General features: G+C 62.9%; 9 protein-coding genes and 1 pseudogene. 1 reads left to right on the forward strand and 9 read right to left on the reverse strand.

Annotated features, from left to right (window positions below; all coding sequences use genetic code 11):
- Window positions 1-86 precede the first annotated feature (86 nt).
- From Voc01_RS14310 to Voc01_RS14335, 7 genes and pseudogenes are all read right to left on the reverse strand, one after another.
- The gene (locus Voc01_RS14310) at window positions 87-944 is read right to left on the reverse strand and encodes a tetratricopeptide repeat protein (protein WP_239160183.1); all 858 of its coding nucleotides are present in this window, start codon (window positions 942-944) and stop codon (window positions 87-89) included.
- Window positions 945-1,356: 412 nt separating this feature from the next.
- Entirely contained in the window at window positions 1,357-2,043 is a 687-nt protein-coding gene (locus tag Voc01_RS14315) for an EsaB/YukD family protein (RefSeq protein WP_203927889.1), read from the reverse strand.
- A 681-nt stretch (window positions 2,044-2,724) separates the two neighbouring features.
- Complete coding sequence (locus tag Voc01_RS53025) at window positions 2,725-3,039, reverse strand: hypothetical protein (RefSeq protein WP_239160184.1); 315 nt, start codon at window positions 3,037-3,039, stop codon at window positions 2,725-2,727.
- A gap of 471 nt (window positions 3,040-3,510) precedes the next feature.
- A pseudogene (locus Voc01_RS54635) lies at window positions 3,511-4,200 on the reverse strand (caspase family protein); the annotation flags it as partial.
- Between the two features lie 2 nt (window positions 4,201-4,202).
- A complete protein-coding gene (locus Voc01_RS14325) occupies window positions 4,203-4,568 on the reverse strand; it encodes an effector-associated constant component EACC1 (protein WP_203927891.1) in 366 nt (121 codons plus the stop codon).
- Between the two features lie 414 nt (window positions 4,569-4,982).
- Window positions 4,983-5,483, reverse strand: a complete 501-nt coding sequence (locus Voc01_RS14330) for a hypothetical protein (protein WP_203927892.1) — start codon at window positions 5,481-5,483, stop codon at window positions 4,983-4,985.
- Window positions 5,473-6,921 (reverse strand): phage exclusion protein Lit family protein, encoded by a 1,449-nt coding sequence (locus Voc01_RS14335; RefSeq protein ID WP_203927893.1) that lies wholly within the window; start codon window positions 6,919-6,921, stop codon window positions 5,473-5,475. The genes Voc01_RS14330 and Voc01_RS14335 overlap by 11 nt, the downstream gene beginning before the upstream one ends.
- A gap of 834 nt (window positions 6,922-7,755) precedes the next feature.
- Here Voc01_RS14335 and Voc01_RS14340 point away from each other — a divergent pair.
- Entirely contained in the window at window positions 7,756-8,049 is a 294-nt protein-coding gene (locus tag Voc01_RS14340; RefSeq protein ID WP_203927894.1) for a hypothetical protein, read from the forward strand.
- Between the two features lie 848 nt (window positions 8,050-8,897).
- Here Voc01_RS14340 and Voc01_RS14345 read toward each other — a convergent pair.
- Both Voc01_RS14345 and Voc01_RS14350 read right to left on the reverse strand, forming a co-directional pair.
- On the reverse strand, window positions 8,898-10,367 hold the full coding sequence (locus Voc01_RS14345; RefSeq protein ID WP_203927895.1) for a hypothetical protein: 1,470 nt from the start codon (window positions 10,365-10,367) through the stop codon (window positions 8,898-8,900).
- The gene (locus tag Voc01_RS14350) at window positions 10,364-10,768 is read right to left on the reverse strand and encodes a hypothetical protein (RefSeq protein WP_203927896.1); all 405 of its coding nucleotides are present in this window, start codon (window positions 10,766-10,768) and stop codon (window positions 10,364-10,366) included. Before Voc01_RS14350 ends, Voc01_RS14345 begins: the two co-directional genes overlap by 4 nt.
- Window positions 10,769-10,773 lie beyond the last annotated feature (5 nt).

The raw sequence follows: 10,773 nt of genomic DNA on the forward strand, positions 1-10,773 counted from the left end.
AGGCCAACTGAGCTCTACCTTCACTGACGCCGCGCACCCAGCGACAGATGAGGATGGCGAGAGGGATGCCGCGCCGGTCGCACAGGTTAGTGTGCACGAGCAGCGCGAAGTTGGGTTTCGGTGAATGCGGTGTGGGGGTGGTTGTCGCCGAGCACCCGCCGCCGGTCGGTAAGGACCTGCTCGTACAAGGTGATCGCCTCGGCCGCCCGCCCCGCCGCCTGGTAGGCGAGAGCGAGGTTGTGGCGGGAGGTCAGGGTATCGGGGTGGTCGTCGCCGAGCACCCGCCGGCAGTCGGCGAGTTCTTCTTCGTGCAGGATGATCGCCTCGGCTACCCTCCCCACCGCCCGGTAGGCGTAGGCGAGGTTGTGGCGGGAGGTCAGGGCGTCGGGGTGGTCGTCGCCGAGCACCCGCCGGGAGTCGGTGAGGACCTGCTCGTACATGGTGATCGCCTCGGCCATCCGCCCCGCCGCCTGGTAGGCGAGAGCGAGGTTGTGGCGGGAGGTCAGGGTATCGGGGTGGTCGTCGCCGAGCACCCGCCGGCAGTCGCCAAGTTCTTCCTCATGCAGCGTGATCGCCTCCGTCAACCGCCCCGCCGACCGGTAGGAGAGAGCAAGGTTGTTGCGGGAGGTCAGGGTGTCGGGGTGGTTGTCGCCGAGCACCCGCCGCCGGTCGGATAGCACCTGCTCGTGCAGGGTGATCGCCTCGGCCACCCGCCTCGCCGCCCGGTAGGCGTCGGCGAGGTTGTTGCGGGAGGTCAGGGTGTCGGGGTGGTTGTCGCCGAGCACCCGCCGCCGATCGGAGAGCACCTCCTCGAATTGGGTGATCGCCGGGTCCAGCTGGCCTTGGTGCAGGCGGTAGATGGCCGCACGATCACCGAGGTAGAGCAGGTCGGTGTTGTCGTGGCCGGGGCCGATGTGCGCGGCGACCGCGTCGATGTGCGGCAACAGCGCATTCCACTGCTGTCCCCAACGAGCAACCGCGCTCCTCGCCGCGATCTTCGTCCTCCAACTCATCGAAGAGCAGCGCCAGTCACGATGAAATGAGCTCAATGCGTGCGTCCGACAGGCGGTGAGGTGGGCCTGCTGCTTCCGTCCGCGAGGACGGATGCAGGTCAGGGCAGTTTGGTGTCCGGGTGCGCGGCGAGGTAGTGGCTACCGCCCGCAGGACGAGTTGATCAGACGACACGACGCCGATGTCGGAAGCGGGGAAGGCAGCCAGATCTGGACCATGCGTCTCTGTCGTCATCACGAGCAGTCGCTGGCATACCGCGCCCCCGGAGCGGCAGATCCGGAAGGCTCCGCGAAGGCCAGTGGGAGCATTAGGATGCAGAGAAGCTGGTATCCGTCCAACCAGTGGTCAATTCCTCGAGGAAGACATGATTAGGGTTGCCCCAGCCCCAACGCCCGCGTCTCGCAATGTCTCACTATGCGCTAATTGGCGTGCACCCTCTTTCCAGAAGAGCTCGTATTCCACAGCTCTTACTTGGTGGTCCGGCGAACGAAACGGAAGTTCAGGCGCGGAGAGGAGCTTGTTCACAATACTCAAGACAGGCACGTCGATTGGTAGTGCGACATCCCACCGATCGGTAGTGGAGGTCGCAGCGAGGATTACGGAGACTCTTTCCAGGTTGACCTTGGCCGCCTCGCCTATCCCTGAGGGTGCCTTCGCGTCGTGCGCACCAACGCTGCCCGGCATGGCACCGGCGTAGGAATCGTTTTTCTCCGCTTCCGTACCGACCCCCCGCTCGTGGGGGCGAAGGTCGAGTGGGTCTTCACTGTTGCGGACATTGATCCACAGGCCGCGAAAGTATTCCACATCGCCGCCCAAGGCTTCCACCACAAGCTCCAACTGACCCCAGCGGGGGCACTTCACGCAGCGAATGACAGCATTGGCCGTCGTGTGACTCATTGCGGCGTTTGTCTGCCGAGCAATCTGCCGAGTGCTCGGCTCTCCGCCATGGCGATGAAGGATGCGCAGCTCTCTACGCAGCACCGAAATCGGATCAAGATCGGGATCCCGCGGCTTGCCGGCACCATCAGTCACGCCGCGCATTATCCCGAACTTGTAAAATCTTGTAAAGAAGGCGTCCGTGAGCGTTGCTCCCCGTTGCATGTCGTCAGCGCTTGACGCAATTCGGCATTCCCTGTTAGCACCCGTAAAGCATGCCCTCCTATGCCGCAATGTTGCATCAGCAGCATCGAGTGGATCACTCGGTGGGGGACACATGACGGAAGGACGGGATTGGCCATGGGAAGAGGACGGTCGCAAGGATTGCCTGGCCGACGACAGGAGCTGGGAAATCTAGCCGCCCAGGGTGCGATGAGCGGCTTTGTGCGAGCGGTTGTCTCCTGGTTGATCGAGTGCATATTCGGCCGATGAACTCGCGGGCGTCTGATGACCAGCGACCTCAGGCGCCCGCACATCGGCACGAGCGGACGCCGCCCCACCCCAGTGCCGCTACGGCCCGCAGCGATCGACTCGCGGCAGATCCGGACGCCAAGATCGGATTGAATCGTGCCGGCGCACCAAGTTCACCGGTTACGAACCTCAGCCGATCAGAGTTCGTCGAGTCCGACCTCGTGCAGCACTCCGTCCGGGCCTATCCGGAAGTGCGCGGCGGTCCCATCGTCTGTCGGGCAACTTCGTATGCAGCCTCGCCGTCGGTTGCGAACAGCGCATACTGACCAACTTCAGGTACTCCGGCCGGCCACTCGTCGCGCACGCCTACCGGCTCACTTGAACGGAAATCGTTTTGCTTTCAATTGGCGCGCCATTGAGGCGTACCCGAATGGAGAGCATGATTTGCAATGTGTCGGCACCAAGCGAACCATTGGCGAAGATGACAGTTCCGTTAACCAGGGCAGAAGGAGCAACGGGCGACATCGGACTACCTGGGAAATCGCCTCCGTCTATACCCTCACGATCACGTTGTCGACCATTTGGCGCCTCCACGATGGACATTCCCCAAATCTCAAATGGTTCCGACGACCCATTCTTCGCTTGAAGTTGTAACTTCACCGACTGTTCGAGATCCCACACGCCCGTGATCGTAATCGTTATGCCGGAGAACCTGGTTTGTCCCGCCGCCATGAGACGGTTTCTTGGCACCGAAGGCGCCGATACCGTCCCTTCTGGACCTACGGATGCAGTTGCTCTCTCCGGTGAGTGGGGATCGTCCGACCTCGGCCGGGAACTTGTGGTATCAGAGGGTGCGCTTCCCGTTGGCAGAGGAGCCCGATCCGTCCCGCGACCGGTTCTGTTCCTCTGATCATCGCCCAACCACTGTGTACCGGCCAGCACCGCCAAGAGCAACGCAAGCATGGCGGCGGTCACAAATACGCCGGTTCGGGCGTGACGACGTCCTCGCGGCAGTCTCGACCGCCTGAGCCTAAATTGGGGGTCCGTTAGCATGCGCTCAAGAGAAGAGACCACCGGTGTGGCGTTAGGTGTCGTTAAGGCACGGTTACGTGCTAGCGCGATCTGGCCACCTATGTTTCGGGCTGAGAGTTCCGGCAGTGGGCGACCCTTTGCCTCCAAAGATGCATGAAGGTGGAGGTATAGCGTTTCCATGTCCAGGTTTTCCGGACCGTTGGGTTTTCCATTGCGTAGGACGTCCAGGAGTTCGCCTGAGAACGCGGTGTACATCTCGTTGGGGGGCGCAACGGCGCGTTCGTTTGCGTGGGATGCCGTGAGAATGCAGACCCCTCGAATGTTGGCTCGATCAACGAGTGGGTTAGAGGGTGGGGACTGGTAACCGCTCATTGCCCGCGCGCTGTAGCAGCAGTCGAGTACGACGATCGAGCGCTTGTTCGCGGCCGTGCGTTCGTGGATAACCCGACGGATGTGTTCGTACGGAATCGAGGTGTAAGCCGCCTCGGGGCCTGGTATGGACGAAGGGAGAGCCAGCAGCAACCTGTCATCATGGGTATCGATCAACCCGTGACCTACGTAGTAAAAGACGAGAGTGTCGTCGGCCTCCTTGGATGCGTGCCGTAGCGCATTTAATACCGCCACCTGGTCAGAAGACTTCGGCAGAAGCCGACAGTGCTCTCGGGCGATACCCCAGATGGAGGGATCCGTCAGTACGTCTTGGACGGCCTTGGCGCTGGACGCCGCGGACGGCAGTGGTCCGAGGTGTGTAAAATGAGAGACACCAAGCAAAATCACACGTGAACGCGTGGGGTCGGCGAGCAGCGCCATGCTTAGTTGTCCGGCATGTCTTCATACGGGAGACAATCGGACCCGATCGTCTCAGTGATTTGTTCAATGGAACGAGGCTCTGCGTCCGTCACCTCTGCCCTTATTCCCTGACGCTCGATGGTGACCGTTGCCGAATTGCGCTTGGCCTCACGCCACGCCGCACATGCCACAATGAGCGCACAGAGGTCGATGCTACGTCCTAGTACTACGTCGATGACCTCTAGCGGCCCCATGGCACCCGAGGCTGGATCCGCTTGCGGGATCGAAAGGCTAGCGCGCCCGGCGATCCGTGGGTCGCTCGCCAGCCACTTATGGAGCTGGAAGATGTCGCCATTCGCCGCACGATCAACACTCAACTGAAGATGCACGGCAGCATCTTCCGACTTTCGCGGCGCATGGCGCGCCTAAACGCGATGCTTTCACTCTGCTCGAATTGCAGATAATGCCAAAACTCGCTTTTCGGTCATCTTGATCACTGACTACACATCAAGCCAGCTGGTTAAGTTGCCGCTATTGTCAGCGTGGCCCTGCGATCACGTTGTGAGCACCGCGAGCTCGGCATCAGCTGGGTCGCCATCATCGGCCCCACGTGGGTTGTATGTAAACGGCAAGGTTGCATGCGCTCTCATCGGCATGGGGGCGCGCGGAGCGGCATGAGCGGAAACCTGATCAGCATGCGTTCCCATAGGCGCCGATGCCGTTTCGGCTGACGTTTATCAGTGCGGCAGATTCTTTCGGTGACGGCAGCCAAGATTTATCATTCGCGACGGATTGTGCACAAACTAGAAGCGAATCACGATCTTTTCGATCAACACAACCTCGTCGCTCTCCAGGCGTACGCACCCCACTTGGTCCAGGAAGTCGATCGCGCGATCAAAATCTTCTGGCCGATTGACTTCGGACGCCAGCGTGCTGCGGGGGAGTTTTCGAGAGGGAGCAGCTAGCAGTGCAACCACAAGCTGACCGCTGCCACTCGGTGCGCGTTTGCGGACGCCCTGCAGACTTCCGAGGGCGGCCACCGCGGCCAGAGTAGCGGGAAGGGTAACGCCGGCCACCGCTGTGAGGACCACGCCGGCCACTCCGGCCGCTCCCGTGATTGCCTTGAAGAGGTCGCACCAGATGAGCTGGCCAGAGGTTGGATTGAGGGTGAGGGCGTGGCTGCCTGACGCGCTCGACACAGCCTGTTGGGCAATAGCCGTTGCCATACGGTCCACTTCCTGCACATCGAGACCGGCTGAATCGGACACCGTCTCAACACCGCGCTTGATCTCGTCAATTAACACGTCTGGCCTCCGCTAGAAGACGATCGTGGTGGCGGTCGATGAACTTCCGGACGTCCGGAGGCAAGTAGGCTGCGACCAGACCAGCGAGCAGGGTGAAGATCCGAAACGGTTTCGCGGCGAGTTTCATGGTATCGGCGCTGACTGCCACGTCCTCATCCGGGGCTGTGCGAACATCGATTCCGAGTCTAAGCAGTTCGGTCTCCGCGTCGGCCAGTGCGCGACCGATCTCGTAACAGAGTTTGCCGGGCGCTCCGAAGGAGAGCAGTCTAAGCAGTTCGCCTCGCGCTGACCCTCGCGCCATGATCCCATCGATGGAGAGGTAGGGGTGCTCATCGACGGCGTTGCGAAGCAACTCTTGCAGCGGCGACGTTCCTGGGAGTACGGGAAGGAGTCGCTCGATACGGTCTAGGGCGCTTTCGACTCCAATTGAGAGGCTCTCGACCGCATCGAAGGTTACGCCACCCTCGGACGCCGTACTAGCCGCGGCCATCTTCAGGACCAGCATTCTCATCTCGGCCTCAGGGTGTGTCGCCGACGCAATCCCGCCCTGCGCTTTCTCCAGAATGCTGGCCAGCCGGAGGAAGAGATGCGCTGCCGCGTATGCCGCTTGCAAATCCGCTCCGCTAATTCGGCCGTCGTCGGCGACGAAGATCCTCACGAACAGGTTCCAGCCGAGAATGTCGGCCTCGTACTCTTGGTCGACTGACGATGCCAGTTGCGGACCCTCGTGGTACGCATCGGGAAGTGCTTGAAGCGGCGCGGAGTTGGTGTGTCCGAGAAGGACGTGGGACATCTCGTGGGAGTAGACGAAACGCTCGGCGAGGTCGGTAAGGTGGGCAGCCAGATCTCTGTGAGGTCGAGACACCGTCCGGCGAGTCTGCTGAGGAATTCCGAAGTAGGTGTAGTAGCGAACCATTTCGGCCAGGTCAGCAGCTGCATCGGCCTCCGTCTGGCTAGGCGGCTGCGCAGGTCGATCCTGGTCTGGACGCAACGACGTGGTCGACACGATCGCACGCATGCATCCGTAGACAAACACTTCGAGTCCTTCGTTGAGTGTTATCAGCCAGCTGTTGGGCTCATCCGGCACCTTGTAGGCAGACCCGTTGATGTCTGCACTCCTGAGCACGCCTACAGCCAAGTCATAGTCCGTCGTCAGACTGAGTTGTGCCTCATCGCTCACGCCGCGCATGAACTCGTCATGGATCCGGTTCAGCCATGGATTTTCCTGCTGTCCGAGGAGTACGCGTCGAAGCTCCTCACGCGTCCTTTCGGCGTCCTCGGGCGACAATTGGGCGGAGTAGTCACCGACAAGGCCATCGACGATAGAGACGTCATTGAAAGTTCCCGGCCCGCGCTGGTACATCATGGCGGCATGGCTGAGCTCGGAAAAGTGTCGGTACGCCGACTGCAGCTGAGCAAGATATTCTGCTGCCTTCACGGTAATCCCCTCACAGAGCGCGCACCGACCGAGACTAGTCGGTGGCGGCACGCAAGTGATGTCGGGCATGGACGCTGCTGGTGGCGGGGTCAGAGCGAGCGTTGTCAGCAACGTCCACATCTGCGCTCCACGAGCCATGAGAGTCGGGTGAGCGCTGATCAGCGATCACAGCTCGTACCCGCAGTGCTCCACAGCCACGTCAGCTTCTGGCGCTATGGGCTGCGACCAGCGGAGATGGCCAGTTCGCACTGCCGAAGGACAGCCCTATTCGAAGCCGGTGGCGCTCCGCCACCGGAATGATGGCGCGAACGCCTACCTCACCTCCCAGTTTGCGGTGGCTAACAAGACCGAGGCGCCGGTCGCGCGGATCGCGGTTAGATCAGCACGACCGCGCTCCTCGCGGCAGATCCGGACGAGTAGTAAGCCGACAAATGCGCGGCTCAGAGGCATCGTGACGGGTAATTCGACCGTGTGCGCGTTAACGCTTTACGGGACGAAGGTGACACCGGAATCAACCGACTCCTATCCAGGAAGGTCAAAAGAGTGTTTGCCTAAGGGGGAAGGGCAAACCCCTGCCGTCGAAACAGGACTCCACGAAGCCGAGCCGTCTCGGGTCTCGCAGCCGTCATAGCGGTACTCTGATCCGTCCCAGTTCCATACGTCGCGGAGTGCGCCAGCGGACTCATTTGCAGGCCACCCAACGCGGTATGTAAACAGATGTCGAAGTCCATTGTATGACTGGTCCGAGAAATTGTCGATCCGCAACCTCCCATTCACCGTCCCGTACTCTGTAAATTGTCCACTCCGGAGACCGATCACCCAACCGAGACTCGAGTGATTGCTGAGATTGAACGAGATAAAAGCGTTCTGGGATACGTCGGTTGCCAGCTTTGCGAGCCCATACCCGGGCAGAAACTCGGACCGCCAGATGATTTGACCGTCAGAAAGGAGGACTACAACCCCGACACCCCCGGGGAATTTGGCCTCGCCGCCTTGCGGCACTTCGAACTTCTCGAAAACGCCCACGGTGTATTCATTCGTACCGTCACCCATCCGGATGCGATCGACCACCCGGCAGTCAGACTCCTTGCAAATTGTGGCCGCTTCGACAATACTTTCGTCGGTTAGAACTTGGAGGCCAGGCGATTTCAGTTCGTCTGCAGCGAAAGCAAATGCAATCCCAACGGGAATCACGGTGCATACGATTGCTCCTGCGACCAAAGGCCAGCGTCGGGCGCCCCTCACCAACCTCTTGTTCTCCACGAGCGCCATCGCAGCTCCGATAAGAGTTGCGAGCACCGAAATTGCCGTGATTACGGGACCCGAGGTCAATCCCAACACCATGAGTACGGCCAGATCCACACCTAAGGCAACCACGCCTAGGGCTAGCCAAGCCCTGATCGTGATCCAATTCCGGCGCTCTAGCCACTTACGGAACATTCTACAACGACGACGCGACTTGCTTAGCAGACAGAGAATGCGACGTCGCATTGAACTTGTGATTGCGGTCCGAGCAATGGTAGGGGTAACAACATCTCGCCCGCCTTCGCCTTCGCCGGAGGAAGGTTCGAGAGTTTCAGGGCCTTCGCTGGGACTCTGCGGGGGAGTCATAGGGTTTAGAGTAAATGCACGGAACTCGACGATCGATGGTACTTCTGGTCGGTCAACGACCGCTTTCCGTGTCCGCTACCACACTCCTCCACGAGGGATGCAGATCAGCCCAAACCGCATCCTCGCCCCCGCAGCAAATTTAAGGTGGCTTCCGCTCCGCTGGGACCCGACCGGCAGCATCCATAGGCCGCTAGGTCAAGGTCAGGTGCACTGACATCGGCATGAGCGGAAGTTTGTCGCCGTCTCGTCCAAACAGGCCCTGGGGCGCCGAGGCGACGCTGTCTCAACCCGACCCGCGCAGCTCGGCTGCGTGCCGGACTGCCTCACCGGCGTAGACATCCAGCGTGTGACGCTCTCGGTTGGCATCACCGGTGCCTCCGGGGGCTCTCCTCTTTCGATGCGGGTTCGATCGATTGCGACCTCGGCTCCGCGGCCGGCGGAGTAGCGTAACTGTTCCGCATGATGCTTCGTACGGTCGTCCGCTCGCCTCGGTCTCGCAGGGCCTTGACGGCGTCCAGGACCCCGACCGGCCGCTTCGCGCCGATGAATTCGGCGAGCTTGCTGCCCGCGTTGAAAGCGTTCCGCAGCGCGTTGCAGAGCTGCGTGTAGACGGGGTCGTCGGTGGGCGCCCGCTCCCATCGGGCGAGGTAGATGCTCTTACCCGGCTGTCGGTGGAGCGCTGCGGCCCGCAGGAACTCGCTGGCTTCCTGGGTGCGGCCGACCTGTTCGACCATGAGGAGGGCGATCTCGGGGAGGCGGGCGGCGACGTCCGTCGCGAGGGTCTGCCAGTCCTGGCCGGGTCGGAGCATGGGCCACTTGGCGATTGGTCGCCAGTCACCCGGTGGTCCGAGGTGGCGGGAGAACCAGTCCGATACCGCTCGGAGGGCGTTGTCGGCGGTGTGGCCTCCGGGTGGTGGGTCGATGGGGCTGCGGAGGAGGTCGGCGGCTTCGGCGGCGTTGCGCCATTGAGTGACTGCGCGTCGGGCGCGCCCGGCCGCCTTGTCGCCGAGGGCGGTGGTGTGTGAGAGGACGTGGCCGACCTGGTAGTTGATCATCAGTGCCGACCGGGCGATGCGGGCCGTTTCGCGTGCGGTCAGGCGTGTGTCGGAGGTGTAGAGCGCCGATCGGACGGCGTCCATCGCGTCGACGACGAGGTTCGATGACGGGATCTGTGTCCACTGTAGGGGTCGGTCGCCGGTGACGGCGACGGCGCTGACGTGGCGGCTGGGTGCGTCGGCGGCGTTGCCTCGGGCGGCGGCGAGGAGGGCGTGGACGGCTAGGTCGCCCTGTTCGGTGCGGGTGACGTCGGCGCTGGTGGCGATGAGGAGCGGTTGCCAGCTGCCGGCGTCGGGACCCGGTCGGAGCCAGCCGTTGACGCGGAGACGGGTGTCGAGTTCGACGGCGGCTGCGATGAGCCGGGCGGCGGCTGCGAGGTTGTCGGCGCGGCCGTGGCCAGCGCGGAGCGCGGCTCCTTCCGGCGTCTGCGGTCGGCCGTGTGCGGTGCCGAGGTGTTCGGCGAGTGCGCCGTTGACGGTGACGAGTTCCACGACCGCGTTGTGGAGAGCCCGGCTGACCGGGCCTGCCGATGGGGCGTGCGGTAGCTGGGCGGGCATGGCCGCCCGCACGGCCGCTGTCGCGTCGTGCAGGCTGGCAGCGAGACCGGTGTCGGCGTTGCCGAGCAGTCCGACGTGTTGTTCGAGTTCCCGGTACAGCCGGGTCCGCGCAACGGCGACGGCGGCCTGTTCGTCGGGCGTGTCGGGTCGGTTGCCGCGGAGTGCGACGGTGGCGCGGGCGATCGCCGCGGCGGCTTCGTCGAGGAGTTCGCCGGTGTTCACGGCAGGTCCCTGCGGGCGTCGTCGAGGCGGTGGGCGACCTGCGCCCAGATCAGGCGCCGCCACGGTGTTCCGGTCTCGCCCTCGGCGCCGGCGGTGAACACGTCGGCAAGCCGTTGGACGAGCGCGCGTACCGGATCGGCGAGCCGGTTGACGTCGGCCAGGGCGGGCCGAAGTTCGGCGGGCAGCATCCCGGTGTCCGCGAGTGGCGGAGCGAGGTGCGCGATCGCGTCGGCGATGGCCTGGCCGTAGCGGCCCCAGCGAGGTGCGGTGTCGGTCGCGTAGGCAGCGACGGCGGCGGCGCGGTGGGCGAGGAGCAGGGCCTGCCAGGTGTCGGGGCCGTCGGGGTCGGCGCCCTCGGTGAGGGCGCGGCGGGCGTTGGTGATCCGGTCGGTGAAGGTCATGGACG

Origin of the sequence: Virgisporangium ochraceum (genome assembly GCF_016863655.1) — a bacterium.
Lineage (GTDB): Bacteria > Actinomycetota > Actinomycetes > Mycobacteriales > Micromonosporaceae > Virgisporangium > Virgisporangium ochraceum.

Coding starts and splice junctions, on each gene's coding strand:
- Voc01_RS14350 (WP_203927896.1), bottom strand. CDS start 10,768: ATGACCTTCACCGACCGGATCACCAACGCCCGCCGCGCCCTCACCGAG.